Raw genomic sequence first — 19762 nt, forward strand, 5'->3', positions numbered from 1 at the left:
CCGTCTCGGCGGCAGGTTCTGTGGTCATCGTCCCCYCCTGATCATCTGGTTCCGATACCTGTCATCAGGCCCGACTCTCGGTGTCACTCCCGGAACACGGACCTCGCCCCACCACGGGTCCAGGCTTGTTGATCAGCTCCGGCCGCGTCGCTGGCACCCGTGCGTGCGTCCAACGTCGGTCGGACCGACAAACGTGGCGAGCCGCGGCCGGGTCATACGCCCGGCCGCGGCCGCCTCAAGACACACATGGGCCCTGTCGACCCGGCGCTTCCGCCGGATACCCGTTCACTGACCGGCCATCGGCGCGGCCGCGAGTACACGGGCATCCGGACGGAAGGTCACGTCAAGGCCGAAGATCAGCCAAGGGTGGCGACGACGCCCTTGACCTTGGTGGCCACCGTGCTCGGCAGCGGGGCGTAGCCCAGGTCACTGATCGAGGCCTGGCCGGCCTCGGACGCGGTGTAGGTCAGGAAGGACTTCACCAGGGCGCCCTTGGTGGCGTCGAGGCCCTTGGTGCAGACGATCTCGTACGAGACCAGGTACGCCGGGTAGGCACCCGGGACCGCGGTCTTGTAGTCGAAGGTCAGGACCAGGTCGTTGCCGTCCTTGGCGGTGGCGGTGGAAACACCCTTGGAGGCGCCGTCCGTGCTCACCTCGGTGAACTCACCGGCAGCGTTCTTCAGCTGAGCGGTCGACAGGCCCGAGTTCTCGGCGTACGACAGCTCGACGTAGCCGATCGCGCCCGGCGTGGCCTTGACCGTGGAGGCGATGCCGTCGCTGCCCTTCGAGCCCTGGCCGCCCGGCGCCTTCCAGTCGGAGCCGTTGGCGAAGGTCCAGTCCGAGCCACCGGCGCCAGCCAGGAACTTGGTGAAGTTGTCGGTGGTGCCGGAGGCGTCCGAGCGGTGCACCGACGCGATGGTCGTGTCGGGCAGGGAGGCGCTGCCGTTGTCAGCCTTGATCGCCGGGTCGTTCCACTTGGTGATGGCACCCGAGAAGATCTTGGCGACGGTCCCCGGCGACAGCTTGAGGTCGTCGACACCGGACACGTTGTAGACGACCGCGATCGGGCCGACCACCATCGGGATGTCGACGACCTCGCCGCCGGTGCAGCGAGCCGCCGCGGCGGTCTTCTGGTCATCCTTGATCGCGGAGTCGGAGCCCGCGAAGTCGACCTGCTTGTCGATGAACGACTGGCGGCCGGTGCCCGAGCTGGACGACGCGTAGGCGACGGTCGTGCCGCTGCAGGCGTCCTGGTACGCCTTGATCCACTCGTCCATCGCGTTCTTCTGCGCGGACGAGCCGCCGCCACTGATGCTGCCGGTGGCGCAGTCGATCGCCGACGCGGCGCCCGCGGACGCCGACCCGCTGGCCGGAGTGGTCGGCTCGTCGCTGTTGTCGTCCGAACCACACGCCGCGACGCTGAGCAGTGCCGCGACGGCGATACCGGCGGCGGACTGACGCTTGCCTACCTTCACGAGTAGCCCTTCTCTGTGGCACCCATAGGCGCCTGCCCCCAGCGGTCCCGTGCGGACCACCGGTGGAACATCGAAGCGGCCCACGGTGAACCAGAAATGAACAAACCCGAACACAAACCGGACACACGCCGGAACAGCTACCCGTTTAGGTCGATCGAGGGCTGAGCCACCCAGGATCGCCACCAATGACTACGAACCGTGACGGTTTTCTACCAGTTGGTGTGCGGACGGACTACAGGATGACCACATCCGCCCCCGACCGCCCGCGCCCGCACCTTCCCGTCTCCATCTGTTCACACCTCGTCGAGAGTGACGGCCACCACTATCTGGTAGTTCTCGCCGCCACCCCGCGGGACCAACATGAAGATCGCCGCGCAACTACAGAAAGAAACCAAGCATGAGGCGGGCGCTACTCGACGCCCCATCTGTCCGGACATCACCCATCACCGCTCGTCCGTCCCGTCCGATTGCTGTTCAGCAAGGCTGCGGTTGCTGACAGCATTCGTCCTGTAGCCATGGGTCATGGGCGACGGTGACCCCACCACGCTCGCGCCCCGGCACCGAAGCCGGGGGCCCGGAGGAACGTTCGCATGGCCTCGACGACGCGGATCGCGGCCAGCGGCTCACGCCAGCCGGAGGGCCGGCAGGCAGCGGGCAGCGGGCAGGCAGAGAACAAGAAGGAGGAAGCGCATGGAAGACACCGCCATCGACGTCGGTGACCGCGAGGCGACCAACCCCGGAAGCTCAGGCGGATCCGACGACAGGGATGGTTCCGGCACCGTGGATCCCGCACCGGAGCCGGGCCATCTCGCCGAACTGCCCCGCTCGCTCGCCGAGGTGACCAGCGCCGACGACGGAAACGTGGTCGAGCACCGGCTGCTGCTCTCCCCTGGAGCGACCGCCGCCGAAGTCACCGCGGCGATGGTCCTCATGCCGCCCGCGACCGCCTTGGTGAGCCACCACGCCGGCGCCGACATCCTGCTCGTGTTCCGCGAGCCCACCCGCCCCTCCGCCAGCGCCACCGTCTGGCCACAGGGCGCCGATTCCACGGCCGTGGAGGTCCGAGCGGGGGGCGACGACCGGAACCGGCACCCCCCGGCAGCCCGCCGGCCCAGCTAGACATCCGGCCAGACCACCCGGCCGGATGACGTGGCCGGATGACGTGGCCAGCGGCGGCGGGACCGCGCCGGCTCCCCGCCGCCCGCGCGGCTGACGAGGGCAGCCGCCGGAATAGCTACCCAGGGCAATATCGTGGGGGCGTGGCCGTGCTGACCCCTCGTTCCGAGGACTTCCCCCGCTGGTATCAAGACGTGATCGCCAAGGCCGAGCTAGCCGACAACGGCCCGGTCCGGGGGTCCATGGTGATTCGACCGTACGGCTACGCCCTCTGGGAGCGGATGCAGGCCGACGTCGACGCCCGGATCAAGGCCGCGGGCGCGRTGAACGCCTACTTCCCGCTGTTCATCCCGGAGAGCTACCTGCGCCGGGAGGCCCAGCACGTCGAGGGGTTCAGTCCCGAGCTCGCCGTCGTCACCCACGGCGGCGGCAAGGAGCTGGAGGAGCCGGTCGTCGTCCGGCCGACCAGCGAGACGGTCATCGGCGAGTACATGGCCAAGTGGACGCAGAGCTACCGCGACCTGCCGCTGCTGCTCAACCAGTGGGCGAACGTCGTCCGTTGGGAGCTGCGCCCGCGCCTCTTCCTGCGCACGAGCGAGTTCCTCTGGCAGGAGGGCCACACCGCGCACGCCGACCAGGCCGACGCCGCCGCCTACGCGCGCCGGATCGCGCTCGACGTCTACCAGGACTTCATGGTGTCGACCCTGGCGCTGCCGGTCTTCGTCGGGCGCAAGACCCGCAAGGAGCGGTTCGCCGGCGCGATCAACACCCTGACCTGCGAAGGCATGATGGGTGACGGCAAGGCGCTGCAGATGGCCACCAGCCACGAGCTCGGCCAGAACTTCGCGCGGGCCTTCGACATCGACTACCTCGGGGCCGATGGCGRCCGCCACCTGGCCTGGACGACCTCCTGGGGCTCGTCCACCCGGATGGTCGGCGGCCTGATCATGGCTCATGGCGATGACGCGGGACTGCGCGTCCCGCCGCGGCTCGCGGCGACCCAGGTGGTCGTGCTGCCCGTACGCGACGACGAGAAGGTCGTCGCCGCGGCCGCCCAGATCGCGGCCGAGCTCAAGGCCGCCGGGGTGCGGGCGTCGCTGGACGCCCGCCCGGGGCTGTCCTTCGGCCGGCGGGTCACCGACTGGGAGCTCAAGGGCGTGCCGGTCCGGGTCGAGATCGGCCCGCGCGACCTGGCCGCTGGCAACGCCACCCTGGCTCGCCGCGACACCGGCGAGAAGGCGACCGTTCCGCTGTCGGAGGCGATCGGCCGGGTGCCGGCGCTGCTCGACGACGTCCAGAACAGCCTCTACCAGCAGGCGTTGGCGCTGCGCGACTCGCGCACCACGGACGTCACCTCCCTGGACGAGGCCGTCGAGGCGGCCGCCACCGGCTTCGCCCGCCTGCCATGGCGGCTGGTCGGCGAGGACGGCGAGGCGCGCCTGGCCGCCGAGGCTCTCACCGTCCGCTGCATCCAGAACCCGGACGGCACCTACCCAGACGGCACGGACGACACCGACGACCTCGTCTGCCTGGTGGCCCGCTCCTACTGAGTTTCTGGTTCGCTCCGTCCGGGCGCGGCGCTCCGGCCCGAGGCTGGATCTGAGGCAGGACGGAGACTCGGACCGGGTCGGGCGGGAAGGTTGTTGCCGGTTCGCTCCGTCCGGGCGGCGCGCTCCGGCCCCTTACTCGCTTCGCTCCATGGCCAGGCCTCCGCGAGGCGCGCCTCCGCGCCCAGCACGGTCACCCTGCGCTGGAGCGTTCCGGAAGCCGGCTTAGGGCTGGTGTTGGGGGCACCTCGCTGCGCTCGTGCGGGCGGGGGTCACGGCCGGCCAGCGGCCGGAACCCCGGGTGGTGACGTCGCGGCGCAACGGCACCGGGCTGGCCCGGAGGCGCACCTCGCGGAGGCCCGTCCCACGAGCGCAGCGAGGTGGGCCGGGCCGCAGCGAGGTCGCCGAAGGGCACGTGAGCGCAGGAGGACACGGCCCGGAGGTAGCCCGCGAGCCGCCAGGCGAGCGGGCTGCCGGAGGGCCGTGTCCGCACGAAGCGAACCATGTCAACCTTCCCGCCCAACCCCGTCCGACTCCGACCTGGGCGCCGTCCGACCCCCGGGGCTTGTCCCGGAGCGAACCATGACGACCTTCCGACCCCGCCCCACCCTACCCCGCCAGGTAGAATATCGTTTCCCATTGGGGCGATCTTTCCTGAGTTGGCAGGCTCGGGCTACCTTCCGCACCCCTTGACTCTCGTGAAACCCGATTTCAGAATGGGCGACGAGAAAGCTGATCGAGAGCAGGGTGGAGGACGCGCGATGGCCTTTCCGACCGGAGTCCCGATCATCGACACGATGATCGGTTTCCCGCAGCCGGGCAGCTCGCAGTACGACTTCATCCGTCGCCAGCTCAAGGACGACGAGTCCAAGGCGTTCGAGTTCCCGGCGCAGTACATGTTCAAGAACGTTCCGCACGACCTGCCCACGGACGACCCGGTCAGCGTCACGCTGCGCGAGATGGACCGGTTCGGGATCGAGAAGGGCATGATCGGCTGTGCCGGCGAGTCCGCGCGGTCGGCGCTGAAGAACTTCCCGGACCGGTTCGTCCCGAGCGGCAACCTCAACGACCCGAACGACGTGATGGGCACCGTCCGCTCGATCACGCGGGACTACGAGGAGTTCGGCATCCGCGCGGTGGGCGCGTTCCCGTCCGGCGTGTTCCCGCAGGTCGCGATCAATGACGAGAAGATGTACCCGGCGTACGCCAAGTGCGTGGAGCTGGGGATCGCGGTGTTCTGCTGCGCCGGCGTCCCCGGTCCGCGGCTGAGGTTCGAGCCGCAGCGGGTCGAGCTGATCGACCAGGTGATGTTCGACTTCCCCGACCTGGTCTTCGTCACCCGGCATGGCTGCGAACCGTGGACCGACCTCGCGGTGAAGCTGCTGCTCAAGTGGCCGAACCTGTACTACTCGACGTCCGCGTTCRCGCCCAAGCACTACCCGAAGGCGATCATCGACTTCGCCAACACCCKCGGCGCCAACAAGATCCTTTATGYCGGCTACTTCCCGATGGGCCTCTCGCTCGAGCGGATCATGACGGACATGCCGAACGTGCCGTTCCGCGACGACGTCTGGCCGAAGTTCCTGCACGAGAACGCCCGCAAGGTCCTCGGGCTCAACGCCTGATTGGGAGGAAAGTCGTGTCGATCGGCCTGACCGAGGACCATGAGGCGCTCGCCTCGTCCATACGGGGCTTCGTCGCCCGCCACGCCCCGTCCGCGGCGATCCGCGCCGATCTCGATGCCTACGCCGCCGGCGCCCCGTTTCCCGGCTGGGACGGGCTGGTCGAGCTCGGCCTGACGTCGCTGCACCTGCCCGAGGATCACGGCGGCGCCGGTGCCGGGTACATGGAGCTCGCCGTCGCGCTGGAGGAGACGGCCCGCGGCCTGCTGCCCGGGCATCTGCTGCCGTCCGTCCTGACCAGCGGGCTGCTGGCGGGGAACGCGAGCGACGAGCTGCGCAAGCGGACGCTGCCCGGGCTGGCCGCCGGTGCCCGGGCGGCCAGCGCGCTCACCGCCGACGGCCCCCGCGCCACGCCGGGACCCGACGGCGGTCATACCGTGTCCGGTACGACGGTCCCGGTGCTGGGCGCGGCCGGCGCTGAGCTGCTGCTGCTCGGGGCACGCGTCGCCGGGGACGCCGGCTTGAGCGCCACGAGTACCACGAGTGCCGCCGGTCGTGAGGTGTGGTTCGTCGTCGACGCCGCCACGCCCGGCGTCCGCGTCGAGGCCGCCGAGGCGGTGGACCTGACCCGCGGGGTCGCCCGGGTGCACCTCGACGCCGTCGCCGTCGGCGCCGAGCAGGTCGTCGCCCTCAGCACGGAACGGGTACGCACCCTGGCCGCCGTGCTGTTCGCCGCCGAGGCCGTCGGCATCGCGCGCTGGCTGCTGACCACCGGTGTCGAGTACGTGAAGGTGCGCGAGCAGTTCGGCCGCCCGGTCGGCTCGTTCCAGGCCGTCAAGCACCGCGCCGCCCGGATGCTGGTGCGAACCGAGACGATGACCGCCGCGGCCTGGGACGCGGCCCGCGCCGTCGAGCAGGGCGACGAGCAGCTCGCGCTCGCCGCGGCCGAGGCGGCGATCCTGTGCCTGGCCGGCGCGACCGAGCTCGGGCTGGAGACCGTCACGCTTCTCGGCGGCATCGGCTACACGTGGGAGCACGACACCCACCTGTACTGGCGGCGCGCCATGACGCTGGAGAGCCTGCTCGGCCCGGTCGCCGCGTTCGAGCACCGCCTCGGCGAGTTGACCGCCTCCGGGGCGATGTCATCCGAGGCGTCCGAAGGAGCGGAGGAGGAGCGTTCTCGCGCCTCCTCCGGCCTGACCCGTGACTTCGACCTCGAGCTTCCTGAGGAGGACCCGGCGTTCCGTGCGCGGATCGCCGGGATCCTCAACGAGGTGGCGGCGCTGCCCGAAGGTGAGCGCCAGAACCGGCTGGCCGCCGAAGGGCTCGTGCTGCCGCACTACCCGCGTCCCTACGGCCTCGAGGCCACTCCCATCGAGCAGATCGTCATCCAGCAGGAGTACGAGCGGTCCGGCGTGGCCCAGCCGAAGACCGTCATCGGTGAATGGGCGATGCCGACGGTCCTCGCGCACGGCACGGAGGAGCAGAAGCGGACGCTCATCCCCGCGACCCTGCGCGGCGAGATCACCTGGTGCCAGCTGTTCAGCGAGCCCGGCGCCGGCTCCGACCTGGCGGCGCTGTCGACCCGGGCGGAGAAGGTCGAGGGCGGTTGGCGGATCAACGGCCAGAAGGTCTGGAACTCCATGGCCGACCGCGCCCATTACGGAGTCCTGCTCGCGCGGACCAACCAGGACGCCCCCAAGCACAGGGGCATCTCGTACTTCCTGCTCGACATGCGGACGCCCGGCATCGAGGTACGCCCGCTGCGCGAGGCCAACGGTCACTACCTGTTCAACGAGGTGTTCTTCAACGATGTCCTCGTGCCCGACGAACGGCTGGTGGGCGAGGTCGACAAGGGCTGGGCGCTGGCGCGCACGACGCTCGGCAATGAGCGGGTCGCCATGGGCGGGATGCGTGAGCTGCGGCTGGACATGCCCGCGATGGCCGCCTCGGGCGAGCTCGCCGCGCGAGYCGACGACGTCCGCCGGGACATGGGCGCGCTGTACGCCCACGCGTACGCGCTGTCCGCGATGAGCCTGCGCGGGACGCTGCGCGCATTGTCCGGGCTGCGTCCCGGCGCCGAGGCGAGCGTCGCGAAGGTCGCGGCGAGCTTCCTGAACACCGACGTCGCGACGCGCACGATCCGGTGGTTCGGCCCGGCCGCGGTCAGCGCCGACGGCCCGGGCGCCGCGGCGGTGCACCAGTACCTCAGCGTTCCACCACACCTGATCGGTGGTGGGACCATCGAGATCCAGCTCAACGTCATCGCCGAGCGCGTCCTCGGTCTTCCCCGCGGCTGACCTCCGCTGACCCGCGACAGCCGACCCGCGACAGCCGTCCGGAGACGTCCCACGACGCCGCCGGATGGCGTGGGACGTCTCCGGACGGCGCCATCCACCGGCGGGCCGGCGCCAGCGGCTCCTCCGGTAGAACTATGTTTCAGCCGCACCCCTGGCCCTGCCCGCATCAGGCACGACCGGGTGTGTAGGGCAAGATCGAAAATGATATACGAAATGGAACCCGCTTCCAGGTAGCCTGGGAAGGTGGCAAAAGAGGAGACGCTGCCGCAGCCGGTCAGCACGATGACGCCGGCTCAGCTGGCCCGCCGTCGCCGGCTCACGGACGCGGTCATCGAGATGATCGACCAGGTGCCGCCGGACCAGCTGCAGATGCGGGACGTCGCCGAGCGCTCCGGGGTCGCGCTCGGCACGGCCTACCGCTACTTCTCCTCGAAGGACCACCTTCTCGCCGCCGCCTGGGCCGACTGGCAGCGCCGGCTCACCGACCGGGTGCGCGCCGAGGTCTCCCGCGACCAGTCCCGTGGCGGCGGCAACAGCGGCGCATCGCCGGCAGGCGCCTGCACCCGAGTCACCGCGTTCCTGTACCGCGAGCTGCGGGCCTTCCAGCGGCATCCGAACTTCGCCCGGCTCGTCGTCCACGTGGAGGGCTCCAGCGACCCGTTCGCGAGCGAGGAGCTCGCCGGCCTCGGGGACGACAACCACGCCGTCCTCACGGCGCTCATGGAGGACGTTCCGCCCGAGGTCGCCCGGCCCGCCATGATCGCCCTCAACGCCACCCTCGCCTCCGGCCTCGGCGCCTGGACCGCCGGCCGCCTCACCTTCCCCGACCTCGTCCGCCAGCTGGAGGACGTCACCCGGCTGGTCCTGGGCCCCTACGAGAACCCCCAACCGGCCTGATCCTCCGCGCCTCGACAGCCCTCCAGTCGCCACGCGGGTGATAGGAAACAGACAAAAGGGGCCACCCGGACGGCCCAGGCCGCGCCTCAGGGTGGCGGTCAGGTGGAGGGGAATCGCATGAGGACTCGGCTGGCTGTCGCGCTACCGCTCGCGGCGGCGACGATCGTCGTGACGGCGACGGGTTGTTCGCAGAAGGCCCAGGAGCCGGGACGGGACGCACCCGTGACCAGCCACGACGACAAGCCGGCCCGGGTCATCAACATGCCGGACGGCTTCAGCAACGTGTCCGCGAAATGCGACGGGCCGAACATGGTGTACGTCGTCTACCATTCCGACGCCGACTACGGCTCTATCGCGGTCGCGCCGAACGACCCGCGCTGCGCCGGGAACGCGGGATAGCGACCCGTCTCCGCCTGCCGCGCCGTGGTCCGGGCCGCTGGCCCGGCCGGACCCGCCGCCGCCGGTCAGCTGGCGCGGAGGTCAGCTGGCGGGAAGATAGGCGTTGGTGACGACGTCGGCGGCCTTCACGGGCTTGTCGATGAGGTGCTCGGCGGACATCCAGTCGGCGAACGACTGCCAGGCCGCGGCGTCCTGGCGCCCGAAGCCGGCGGCGTTGCGCAGCAGCGGCACGGTCGCGTCGACCATCTTCGGCAGGATCGCCGGGTCGTAGCCGTCGGCCACCGTGGCGATCGTCCTCGCGGCGGCGGCCGGGTCGGCCAGCACGGCGGCGTTGCCGCGCGACAGCGCGCCGAGGAAGTCGCGCACCAGCCGCTGGTAGGCGGGGTCGCTCCTCAGCCGGCTGGCCTGGGCGATGACGACGAGCTCGGCGTAGTCCGGCACGCCGGCCTCGGTCACCGGGATGACCGTCGGGTCCAGGCCCTCGGCCGCCAGCTGGACGGCCTCGACGTTGCGGAACCCGCCGAGGGTCGCGTCGACGTTGCCGGTCACCATCGCGGCGAGCAGGTCCTGGCCGACGTCGACCTTCGTCACGGAACCGCCGTCGACATGGTTGCTGGCGAGAATCGTCGTCAGGAACGCGTCCTGGGTGGCGAGGCCCGCGGTGGCGACCTTCGCGCCGGCGAGGTCCGCGATCGTGTGCACCCGGGACTTGCCCGTGGCCATGACCGAGGTCAGGGCGGTGGGCACCAGGGCACCGACGGCGATCACGTCGAGGCCCTGTGACCCGGCGATCACGGTCTCCGGCTCGTAGGAGATCCCCAGGTCGATCTTCCCGGTGCTCACCAGCTTCGTGGGGTCCGACGGGTCGGACGGCGGCTGGAGGGTGACGTCGAGGCCGGCGGTCTTGAAGTAGCCGGCGTCACGGGCCGTGTAGAGAGCGACGTGGTCCGGGTTCGGATCCCAGTCCAGCAGGACGGTGGTCTTCCGGAGCTGCCCGCCGCCGGATGCCCCCTGCGCGTCATGGCCGCCGCCGCAGGCGGACAGGACGAGTACTCCCGCCATCAGCGCGGAGCCGGTGCCTATGCCGGTGCGGATGCCGAACGTCGATCGGTGCGCTCTCATCTGTTGGTGCTCTTCCCTTCGTGAGCCCAGCCGACCAGCGCCGTCTCCAGCGCGGTGACCAGAACGAACAAGGCGACGGACATGGCGGACAGCAGCGCGATCGCGGCGAAGACCAGCGCGCTCTGCAGCTGCGGGACGGCCTGGCGCATCACGTGCCCGAGGCCGTCGGACGAGCCCGAGTACTCGCCGAACACCGCCGCCGTCGAGGCATACGCGGCCGACAGCCGCAGCCCGGTGAACAGCGACGGAAGCGCCGCCGGGAGCTCGACCCGCCAGAAGATCGACCAGCGGGTGCCGTAGAGGGTGCGCATCATCCGTCTGAGGTCGTCATCGACGGCCGACAGGCCGTCAAGGGTGGCCACGACGATCGGGAAGAAGCACAGCAGCGCGACCAGGATGAGCTTCGGCGTCAGCGAGTAACCGAAGATGATCGCCAGAACCGGCGCGATCACGACAACGGGCACGGTCTGTGAGCCGATCAGCCAGGGGTAGAGCGCCGACCGGGCTGTCCGCGAGAAATGCAGCGCACAGGCGATCAGCAGCCCGGCGCCGACCGCGATGGCGAACCCCGCGACCACCTCCGTCAGCGTCACCCAGGTGGCGCTCGCCAGCGTCGAGTCCCAGCGGTCCACCAGCGCATGGGCCACGGCGCTCGGCGCCGGCAGGATGTAGTCCTCGACGCCCAGGACGGCCGTCGCCAGCTCCCAAGCGGCGGCGATCGCGACGAGCACCACCGTGGGCGGGCCCCAGCGACGAACGCCCCAGGCGCCGCGCCGGCTGGTCGGACGAGGCGTCACAGGCGCTCCGGCTCGACCGACGGCGCCGATGACCCCTGTTCCAGCGCGGCGAGGACCTCGTCGCGCAGCCCGACGAACTCGGCGGTGGCGAGCAGCTCACGGCGGGAGCGGGCCGCGGGAAGGTCGACGGCGACGCGGGCCGCCACCCGGCCGGGGCGGGCCGCCAGGACGACGACCTCGTGGCCGAGCAGCAGCGCCTCCTCCACGTCGTGGGTGACGAGCACGACCGTGCGCGGCTCGGCCTCCAGGGTGGCGCGCAGCCACTCCTGCGCCTCCGCCCGAGTGATCGCGTCCAGCGCGCCGAACGGCTCATCCAGCAGCAGGACCTCCTTGCCCGCGACAAACGTGCGCAGGAACGCCACGCGTTGGCGCATGCCGCCGGAGAGTTGCCGGGGGAGGAAGTCCTCGGCCCCCGCCAGCCCGAAACGAGCGAACAGCGGCCGAACCGCCGCCCGCGCCGCGCGGCGCGACATCCCCCGGTTCTCCAGCGACACGGCGGCGTTGGCGAGCGCCGACCGCCAGGGCAGCAGCAGGTCCCGTTGCGGCATCAGCGCACACCGAGCCAGCCGGGCCGCGGGGCCGGTGGCGCCGAGCACGTCGATCACACCCTCGTCCGGCTCGTCCAGCCCGCTGATCAGCCCGAGCAGCGTGGACTTCCCGCAGCCGCTCGGCCCGACGACCGCGAGCCGCCGCCCGGGCGGAACGGCCAGGTCCACCCGCTCGACCGCGGCGACGCCGCCGTAGCGGCGAGTGACCCCGACCAGCCGGATTCCCTGGTCCTCGCCCGACACCGACCCCGAGCCCGGGTTGGGGCCCGGTCCGGGGCCGGAGCCGCCGGCGGCCAGGTCGGCGCGCGCGCGGACGCGGTCCGATGGGGATCCTGGCGCGGGCGAGACCGGAGTATCGCGCCCGCGCCCTGCCATGGTGGCCCGATACAACCCACCAGCGGCATTCCAGGTCAAGCCGTGCCGGCGAACGTCACGTTGCCGCGGTTCCGCCTCGCCGCATGAGAGGGCTGGCCACGACGAGGACGGTGGCTTCGTGTTCCTCGGAACGTTCGACGCTTGCCGTCAGGCCATACCGGCCGGCGACGTCCACCGCGATGGATGCCTGGTCGACGCTGGTCTCGACGAGCAGGCGGCCGCCCGGCACGAGCCACGCGCCAGCGCCGGCGAGCACCCGCCGCAGGACGTCGAGTCCGTCCGGGCCGCCGTCCAGCGCGACGAGCGGCTCGTACACCCGTGCCTCCGGCGGCATCAGGTCGATCTCGCGGGTCGGCACATAGGGCACGTTGGCGATCAGGATGTCGACGCGTCCGCGCAGCTCGGCGGGCAACGCGTCATACAGGTCGCCTTCGTGGACCTGGCCGCCTACGGGTACGACGTTGCGCCGGGCGCAGCGCACCGCCGCCCCGTCGATGTCGGCGGCGTGCAGCTCGACCTGGCGGGTGGGTGGCGGCGTGGCCGCGCGCTCTGGATCGGACGGCACCGGACGCGGCCGCGGCACCGGACGCGCCAGCGCCAGCGACGGCGACGGCGACGGCGACGGCGAGGCGTCCTCGCGTTCGATCCCGGCGCCGGCCGCGCCGAGGCGGGTGGCGACGACGGCGCCGAGGGCGCCCGAGCCGCAGCACAGGTCGACGACCACCGGGCGAACCGCGGCCGCGCCGCCGTCGGCGACGGCCCGCCTGGCGAGGCCGGTCGCCAGCTCCACGAGGAACTCGGTGCGGCGGCGCGGGACGAAGACGCCGTCCTCGACGACGATCCGGTGGCCGCCGAACTCGGCCCACCCGAGAACGTGCTCGAGCGGGATGCCGGCGCACCGCCGGGCGACCATGGCGGCGAGGCCGGCCGGGCCGTCGGCGGACGCGACGAGCAGCGCCGCCTCATCCTCCGCGAAGACGCAGCCGGCGGCCCGCAGCGTCACGACGATGTCGGGCTCCATGCCGGGCGCTATGCCGACGGCTAGGCCGGCCTCGTCGAAGGACGTGTGGTTGCCGAGGGATGACCCGTCGCTCGACGGACTCAGCCCGCCAGCGGGAGAAAGCGACATCAGAAGCCTTTCGGAGCACCGAAGGGCGCTCGCGCGGCCGCCGTCACCTACGAACGGCGCGGCCGTGAGGCGAACGCACCAAGCTTTTTCTGGCGTTGATGGGTCTCACCTCCTCCGGCTGTCGCTGCTGGTCCGTAACAGTATCCCCGGGCCGCGGCCACCCGACCTGATTGGCCTTGGGTCGCGCACGTCCGGAGCGAGCGCCTTTCGGCGCCTGGACTCCCTTTAGCGCCCGAGCTCCCTTCGGCGTCCAAGCTCCCTTCGGCGCCCGAGCTCCCTTCGGCGCGTCCATCCGGGCATAAGCCTGGGCACGTACCTCTCAAGGCGTACGTCTACGCCTCCAGCCGTAGGGCGCCGCCGGAAAAGATCGGCCGCGCGGGCGTCGGCGGCGAGCCCGAAGATCCCTAACGTTCTGGTTGTCCAGCCGGCAGTCGACCATCCAGGACGCGACCGGCGCCGGAACACGACGACAGACGTGAGGTAAACCATGATCGAGGCGCGCGGTCTAACCAAGCGCTACGGCGGAAAGGTCGCCGTAGACGACCTTTCCTTCACGGTCAGGCCCGGAGTGGTCACCGGGTTCCTGGGGCCGAACGGCGCCGGCAAGTCGACGACGATGCGGATGATTCTCGGCCTGGACCGGCCGACCCGCGGCACGGTGCTCGTCGACGGGCGCCACTACCGCGACCTGGCATCGCCGGCGCGCCACGTCGGCGCGCTCCTGGAGTCCAGGGCGATCCACACCGGTCGCTCGGCTCGCGACCACCTGCTCGCCCTTGCCCACACACACGGCATCCCGCGGCGCCGCGTGGAGGAGGTCATCGATCTCGTCGGCCTGCGGGAGGTGGCCCGCAAGCGGGCGGGTGGCTTCTCCCTGGGCATGGGCCAGCGGCTGGGGATCGCCTCCGCGTTGCTCGGCGACCCCGGGACTCTCGTCCTCGACGAGCCGGTCAACGGGCTCGACCCGGAGGGTGTCCGGTGGATCCGCGACCTGCTGCGCGGCCTCGCCGCCGAAGGGCGCACCATCCTGCTCTCCTCGCACCTGATGAGCGAGATGGCGATGACCGCGACCGACCTGATCGTGGTCGGCCGCGGCCGGCTCATCCAGGAGACGACGGTCGAGGAGTTCACCCGCGGCGCCTCGGGCAACCGGGTACACGTCCGCTCCCCGCAGGCCGCGGAGCTCGCCGAGCTGGCCGCCCGCGAGGGCGCCACGGTCACCTATTCGGCCGCCCTCGCCGGCATGGGCTCCACCGCGGCCGCCAGCGGTCTCGAGGCAGCGCGAGGCTCGGAGGCCGACGCCATCGAGGTGGCGGGCCTGCCGTCGGAACGGATCGGCGAGCTGGCCCGCACGTACGGGATCGCGCTGTACGAGCTCACGCCACGCCTGGCCTCCCTGGAGGAGGCGTTCATGGACATCACCCGCGACGCGGTCGAGTTCACCACCGCGGCGCCCGCGACCAGCGAGGGAACCCGATGAACGAGATACACGACCGCCACTCCCGTGACCGCGCGTCCACCCCGTCCACCCCGTCCACCCCGTCCGCCCGGCCGGTCCCGGCCGCGGCCGGGACCGGCCGGCAGCCGGGAACGGCCACGCTGGAACGCGGGGCGTCGACCCGCTCCAGACGAGGGTCCGCCACGGCGAGGGCGGGCGACGCCCCGAGCGGCGCCATCGCGGGTGACGTGACGCAGGCGCGGGTGATGCGGTCCGAATGGACGAAGCTCCGGTCGCTCCGTTCCACCCAGTGGACGATGGGGCTGGCCGTCCTGCTGCTCATCGGGCTCGCCGTCCCGCTGTGTATCTCCGCGTCGCACAACTGGACCGTCGCGGATGCGCAGGCTGGAAACCAGGACCCGGTGTACCAGTCCCTTGCCGGCCTCCTGCTGGCCCAGGTGGCGGTCGGTGTCCTCGGGGTGCTGACCATGACCGGGGAGTACGCGACCGGCATGATCCGCGCGACGCTCGGCCTGGTGCCACGGAGGCTGCCGGTGCTGTGGGCGAAGGCGGCCGTCCTCGCCGGTGTCACGTTCGTGGCGATGCTCGTCGCGTCGCTGGTTTCCTTCCTCATCGGCCAGGCCATCCTCGGATCGCACGATGTCGGCGTCTCCCTCAGCAGCGACGGCGCGGCGCGCGCGATCCTGGGCGCCGCGTTCTACCTGACCGCCATCGCGCTGCTCGGGCTCACCCTTGGGGCGCTGATCCGCCACACCGCCGGCGCGGTGACGGCGCTGCTCGGCGCGGTGCTCGGCCTCCCACTCATTTTCTCGATGTTCGGTGAGCGGTTGGAGTCGGCGCAGCGGTACCTGCCCGCGCTCCTCGGCAACGCGATCTCGTCGACGAGCCCCGCCCGCCTCACCGACCTGGTCTCTCCGGGCAGGGCGTTCGTGATGCTGTGCCTCTACATCGCCGTCCTGGGCGTGGCCTCGGCCTACGCCCTCACCCGGCGCGACGTCTGATCCGCGCGCTTCTGATCCGCCGCTTCCCCCACGGCGCCCTCTGGGCGTGTGAGGCGACACCCATCGGGTCGTCCTCGCACGCCCCGGGGGCTTCGTGGTCCTGTCTCGGCATCCCCAATCGGCCCGGAGGGGGCACTATGAGGCTCATGGCGACGTCGAGCCTCGGGACGAGCCGRCCCAGCCCGCCGACCGTGCCCGACGTGCCTGGCGTGGTGTTCGGCCGGATGCGGTACGGCCGGATCGGCCGCACTCTGCGCGCCCATCCCGCCGTTGTCGACACCGCTCTCGCGCTGGCGGTCTGCCTCTTCGCGCTGGTACCACTCACGCTGTCAAGCGGCCCGTCGGCCAGAATGGTGCYGCTGACCTGCGCGGCGGTGGCACCGCTCTGCATACGGCGTCGATACCCGGTCAGTGCGCTCATCGTCTGCGCGGCGGCGTCCTATTTACAGATCCTGCTGTGGGTGCCGTCCTTCGGCACGTTCTCGTCGATGCTGATCGCGTTCTACACCGTGGCGAAATGGTCCCGGCGGCGCGCGACAGCCGGGGCCGCGGTAATCATCACGGTCTGGATCTTCTGGTTCGGTCTCCGGCTTCCCCACGTCCGTGCCGTCGACCAGCTCGGTGTCGTGCTGCTCTTCCTGCCGGCCGCCATCGCGGCGGGTGTTCTCGGCGTCAACGCCAACACCCGGCGCGCGTACGTCGCCTCGATCGCCGATCGCGCCGTACGGGCCGAACGGGAGCGTGACCAGCAGGCCCTGCTCGCGGCGGCGGGTGAACGAGCCCGCATCGCGCGGGAGATGCACGACATCGTCGCGCACAACCTGTCCGTCATGATCGCACTCGCGGACGGCGCGAGCTACACCCTCCGCGACCTGGTCACGTCCCCGGCAGGCCCCCAGCCGACAGACCCCCAGCCGGCGGACCCGCCGCCCAGAGACCCGACAGGCCTGCCGCCCGAAGGCCCTGCCGATTCCGAACTTCCAGACGTCGATGAGCGGGCACTGCGAGCGGTCCGCGCGGTCGAATCCGTGTCGGCGACCGGCCGGGAGGCGCTCGCGCAGATGCGCAACCTCCTCGGCGTCCTGCGCGACGACAGCGGCCCTGCCGGGTCTCCCACGATCGACCTGGGCACGCCCGGCGGTAGCACCGCGTCAGACGGGCCTGGTCAGGCCGACGTCCTGCGCGATGTCTTCGACGATCGCGGCGGCAACAGCAAGGGCGAAGCCAGCGGTTACGCCGGCATTCGGGCCGCCCCGCGCGATGACCTCCCGGGTGAGGCCGCGACGGCCCCGCAGCCGCKGATCGCCGACCTCGACCGCCTGGTCAACCAGGTTCGCCACGCCGGGCGCACCGTCGGCTTCCTCGTGTCGGGCCAGCCGCGCGAGCTTCCCGCGGACGCCGAGCTCACGGTCTTCCGGATCGTCCAGGAGTCGCTGACCAACGTCCTCAAACACGCGGGGCCGCATGCCCGTGCTCTCGTCCGGCTGAACTTCGACCTCGGCGGCGTCGACGTCGAGGTCACCGATGCCAGCCCGGACACAGTCGTCGGCACCGCGGTCGTCGGCGCCGCCGAGGTAGCCCAAGATGGCCCAGCTACCGGTCTTCCAGAGTTCCGGAGGCCCTACGGGCGCGGCATCGAGGGAATGCGCGAACGCGCCGCCCTCCACGACGGCCAGCTGGTCGCCGGCCCGGTCGCCGGCCCGGGTGGCGGATGGCGCGTCGCCGCGCGGATCAACGCTCCGACGAAGGTAGGGACGGCAAAAATGTCTGTTGCCAGCCAGGCCCCCGGCCCACGGCCCCGATGACGATCAAAGTCCTGCTCGTCGACGACCAGCCGCTGCTGCGGATGGGCTTCCGCATGGTGCTCGATTCGCAGCCGGACATCACCGTCGTCGGCGAGGCTGGCGACGGCGCGGCCGCCGCGCGGCTCGCCGCCCAGCTGGCACCCGACGTCGTGTTGATGGACGTGCGGATGCCCCACGTCGACGGCATCGAGGCGACCAAGCGCATCGTGGCCACCGACGGCACGTCGCGCGTCCTCATCCTGACGACGTTCGACCTGGACCAGTACGTGCTGGCGGGCCTACGCGCGGGCGCGAGCGGCTTCCTGCTCAAGGACGTACCGCCGGGCGACCTGCTCGCCGCGATCCGCACGGTCGCGGCCGGCGACGCCGTCGTCGCGCCGAACGTCACCCGGCGGCTGCTCGACGCCTTCGCGCACCGCCTGCCCGACCCGAACGCCCAGGACGGCGGGACCGTCGGCCAAGGCGCCGGCCTGTCGGCAAAAGGTGCCCACCCGGCCGGCGCAGACCGGCTCGCCCGCCTCACCGAGCGTGAGTTGGACGTGCTGGGCGAGGTCGCCGCCGGCCTGTCGAACGCGGAGATCGCGGCCCGTCTCGTCCTCTCCGAGGCGACGGTGAAGACCCACGTCGGCCGCATTCTCGCCAAACTGGAACTGCGCGACCGCGTCCAGGCCGTCGTCTTCGCCTACGAGACCGGCCTCATCCGCCCCTCGGCCAACCCGCCCCGCCACCCGGACTGACCGCACCGCAGACACGGCGCCCCGCGCGCTACGCGGCGAGACGGGCCTTGACCAGGGCCGCGACCTTGGCGCCGTCAGCACGGCCGGCGACCACGGCCTGGACGGCCTTCATCGCGGGGCCAATCGCCCTCGGCCCCGCGAAGTCCCCGTCAGCCAGCGCCTTCTCGACGATCGCGGCGAGCTCGTCGTCGCCGAGGCGCTTGGGCAGGTAGTCGGCGAGCACATCGCCCTCCGCGCCCTCCCGGGTGGCCTGCTCGGCGCGGCCGGCCGCGGCGTAGGCCTCGGACGCCTCGCGGCGCTTGCTCACCTCCCGGTTCAGGACCTTCTCGACCTCGGCCTCAGAGAGCTCGTGCGCCGTCTTGCCCGAGACCTCCGCCTCCTTGACCGCCGCGAGCGCGAGCCGCAGCGTTGACGTCCGCAGCTCGTCCCGGGCCTTCATCGCCGTGGTCAGGTCGGCGCGCAGTCGCTCTTTCAGGGTGCTCATGGTCATCGCAGCCTAGGTCTTGTCAAGTGGTTCGGTCATCTGCATTCTCGCCGCGGCCGGCCAGAAGGTGGGCGCGGCGGGGCCTTGTCCCCRTGCCGGATGTCGCGTTGGTTCTCCTGTCGGTGGCGAGGGGTAAGACTGGACCAATGCGAGGGGACATGCCAGGAGGGCGAGCTCTGGCGCTCCGGGCCGTGGCCGCGCTGGGAACGGCTGGCGCCGCCACGGTCGGGTACGGGCTGTACGAGCGCGGCTCCTACACGTTGACCAGGCGGGAGGTACCGGTGCTCGCGCCGGGCTCCACGCCGCTGCGCATCCTGCACCTGTCCGACCTGCACGTGCTGCCAGGCCAGACCGRCAAGCTGCACTGGCTCGGCGAACTGGCCCGCGTGGTGCCCGACCTGGTCACGCTGACCGGAGACGTGCTCTCCCACGCCGACGCGTCCGAGCCGCTGCGCCGGGCCCTCACGCCGCTGTACGGGTTCCCGGGCGTCTTCGTCCCCGGCAACAACGACTACCACGTCCCGCGCCCCCGCAGCCCGCACCACTACATCCTCGACCCAGGTGACGCCACGCCCAAAGGACCGTCCCTGGACTGGGCCGGGTTCGCGAAGGACCTCGCCCTGGACTCGGGCTGGCGCGACATGACACACGTTCACGACGTCCTCGCGGTCGGCGGCCTGCGGCTGGACGTCCGCGGCGTCGACGACGCCCGGCTGCGCCGCGACCGGGCCGACCTCGTCTCCGGACCACCGGCCAACGGCGTCGATCTGGCCCTCGGCCTCTCAGAGGACGTTCCGTCGGTTGTCGTCAGGTTTCGGTCTGCTGTGGCTGGTGGGTCGGTTGTGGGTGGGGKTGTCCGTCGGGCAGGACGAACAGGCCGGGTTCGGGCTCGGTGAGGATGTGGTGGCTGACGAGGCGCTTGAGCTTGTGGCGGGTGCTTTCGATGTGG

17 protein-coding genes are annotated in these 19762 nt (G+C 71.6%); 11 read left to right on the top strand and 6 right to left on the bottom strand.

From position 1 onward, the window contains the following. Positions 1-356: 356 nt before the first annotated feature. Positions 357-1475, bottom strand: a complete 1119-nt coding sequence (gene pstS / locus BL253_RS31250; RefSeq protein ID WP_076820896.1) for a phosphate ABC transporter substrate-binding protein PstS — start codon at positions 1473-1475, stop codon at positions 357-359. A gap of 690 nt (positions 1476-2165) precedes the next feature. Between pstS and BL253_RS43085 the strand changes: the two genes are divergently transcribed. The 6 genes from BL253_RS43085 (at position 2166) to BL253_RS31280 (ending at position 9356) form a co-directional block, all read left to right on the top strand. Next, entirely contained in the window at positions 2166-2594 is a 429-nt protein-coding gene (locus BL253_RS43085) for a hypothetical protein (protein ID WP_076820897.1), read from the top strand. Between the two features lie 140 nt (positions 2595-2734). Next, a complete protein-coding gene (gene proS / locus BL253_RS31260) occupies positions 2735-4141 on the top strand; it encodes a proline--tRNA ligase (protein WP_076820898.1) in 1407 nt (468 codons plus the stop codon). A 758-nt stretch (positions 4142-4899) separates the two neighbouring features. Continuing rightward, positions 4900-5763, top strand: coding sequence for an amidohydrolase family protein (locus BL253_RS31265; RefSeq protein WP_076820899.1), 864 nt, complete (start codon positions 4900-4902; stop codon positions 5761-5763). Positions 5764-5777: 14 nt separating this feature from the next. Next, entirely contained in the window at positions 5778-8060 is a 2283-nt protein-coding gene (locus BL253_RS31270; protein WP_076820900.1) for an acyl-CoA dehydrogenase family protein, read from the top strand. Positions 8061-8303: 243 nt separating this feature from the next. Beyond that, positions 8304-8957 (top strand): TetR family transcriptional regulator, encoded by a 654-nt coding sequence (locus tag BL253_RS31275; protein ID WP_081438881.1) that lies wholly within the window; start codon positions 8304-8306, stop codon positions 8955-8957. A gap of 117 nt (positions 8958-9074) precedes the next feature. Then, complete coding sequence (locus BL253_RS31280; RefSeq protein WP_076820901.1) at positions 9075-9356, top strand: hypothetical protein; 282 nt, start codon at positions 9075-9077, stop codon at positions 9354-9356. Between the two features lie 81 nt (positions 9357-9437). On the opposite strand, the gene BL253_RS31285 is transcribed toward BL253_RS31280, so the two are convergent. From BL253_RS31285 to BL253_RS43090, 4 genes are all read right to left on the bottom strand, one after another. Continuing rightward, positions 9438-10478, bottom strand: a complete 1041-nt coding sequence (locus tag BL253_RS31285) for an ABC transporter substrate-binding protein (RefSeq protein ID WP_076820902.1) — start codon at positions 10476-10478, stop codon at positions 9438-9440. Further along, on the bottom strand, positions 10475-11275 hold the full coding sequence (locus BL253_RS31290; RefSeq protein ID WP_241835308.1) for an ABC transporter permease: 801 nt from the start codon (positions 11273-11275) through the stop codon (positions 10475-10477). Before BL253_RS31290 ends, BL253_RS31285 begins: the two co-directional genes overlap by 4 nt. Then, entirely contained in the window at positions 11272-12066 is a 795-nt protein-coding gene (locus BL253_RS31295) for an ABC transporter ATP-binding protein (protein WP_076820904.1), read from the bottom strand. The genes BL253_RS31290 and BL253_RS31295 overlap by 4 nt, the downstream gene beginning before the upstream one ends. A 187-nt stretch (positions 12067-12253) precedes the next feature. After that, positions 12254-13327, bottom strand: a complete 1074-nt coding sequence (locus tag BL253_RS43090; RefSeq protein ID WP_198946473.1) for a class I SAM-dependent methyltransferase — start codon at positions 13325-13327, stop codon at positions 12254-12256. 487 nt (positions 13328-13814) lie between these two features. Here BL253_RS43090 and BL253_RS31305 point away from each other — a divergent pair, with 487 nt between their 5' ends. From BL253_RS31305 to BL253_RS31320, 4 genes are all read left to right on the top strand, one after another. Next, a complete protein-coding gene (locus BL253_RS31305; protein ID WP_076820905.1) occupies positions 13815-14807 on the top strand; it encodes an ABC transporter ATP-binding protein in 993 nt (330 codons plus the stop codon). Then, positions 14804-15787: an ABC transporter permease gene (locus tag BL253_RS31310; RefSeq protein ID WP_076820906.1), complete on the top strand. Its 984-nt coding sequence runs from the start codon at positions 14804-14806 to the stop codon at positions 15785-15787. The genes BL253_RS31305 and BL253_RS31310 overlap by 4 nt, the downstream gene beginning before the upstream one ends. 146 nt (positions 15788-15933) lie before the next feature. After that, a complete protein-coding gene (locus BL253_RS31315) occupies positions 15934-17592 on the top strand; it encodes a sensor histidine kinase (protein ID WP_076820907.1) in 1659 nt (552 codons plus the stop codon). Further along, positions 17589-18329 carry a response regulator gene (locus BL253_RS31320; RefSeq protein WP_076820908.1) on the top strand — a complete coding sequence of 247 codons (741 nt, stop codon included), beginning with the start codon at positions 17589-17591 and terminating at the stop codon, positions 18327-18329. The genes BL253_RS31315 and BL253_RS31320 overlap by 4 nt, the downstream gene beginning before the upstream one ends. Before the next feature lie 28 nt (positions 18330-18357). Here the strand turns inward: BL253_RS31320 and BL253_RS31325 are convergent, their stop codons facing one another. Beyond that, entirely contained in the window at positions 18358-18813 is a 456-nt protein-coding gene (locus BL253_RS31325) for a GatB/YqeY domain-containing protein (protein ID WP_076820916.1), read from the bottom strand. Between the two features lie 158 nt (positions 18814-18971). Here BL253_RS31325 and BL253_RS31330 point away from each other — a divergent pair, with 158 nt between their 5' ends. Beyond that, positions 18972-19709, top strand: a complete 738-nt coding sequence (locus BL253_RS31330) for a metallophosphoesterase (protein ID WP_116438908.1) — start codon at positions 18972-18974, stop codon at positions 19707-19709. The last annotated feature ends 53 nt before the right edge of the window (positions 19710-19762 follow it).

The organism is Pseudofrankia asymbiotica (assembly GCF_001983105.1).
GTDB classification, from domain to species: Bacteria; Actinomycetota; Actinomycetes; order Frankiales; family Frankiaceae; genus Pseudofrankia; species Pseudofrankia asymbiotica.

What these genes read in the sequence shown, in the direction of transcription:
- BL253_RS43085 (WP_076820897.1), top strand. Translation starts at nt 2,166, where the DNA reads ATGGAAGACACCGCCATCGACGTCGGTGACCGCGAGGCGACCAACCCC.
- BL253_RS31280 (WP_076820901.1), top strand. Translation starts at nt 9,075, where the DNA reads ATGAGGACTCGGCTGGCTGTCGCGCTACCGCTCGCGGCGGCGACGATC.
- BL253_RS31285 (WP_076820902.1), bottom strand. Translation starts at nt 10,478, where the DNA reads ATGAGAGCGCACCGATCGACGTTCGGCATCCGCACCGGCATAGGCACC.
- BL253_RS43090 (WP_198946473.1), bottom strand. Translation starts at nt 13,327, where the DNA reads ATGTCGCTTTCTCCCGCTGGCGGGCTGAGTCCGTCGAGCGACGGGTCA.
- BL253_RS31305 (WP_076820905.1), top strand. Translation starts at nt 13,815, where the DNA reads ATGATCGAGGCGCGCGGTCTAACCAAGCGCTACGGCGGAAAGGTCGCC.
- BL253_RS31310 (WP_076820906.1), top strand. Translation starts at nt 14,804, where the DNA reads ATGAACGAGATACACGACCGCCACTCCCGTGACCGCGCGTCCACCCCG.
- BL253_RS31320 (WP_076820908.1), top strand. Translation starts at nt 17,589, where the DNA reads ATGACGATCAAAGTCCTGCTCGTCGACGACCAGCCGCTGCTGCGGATG.
- BL253_RS31325 (WP_076820916.1), bottom strand. Translation starts at nt 18,813, where the DNA reads ATGAGCACCCTGAAAGAGCGACTGCGCGCCGACCTGACCACGGCGATG.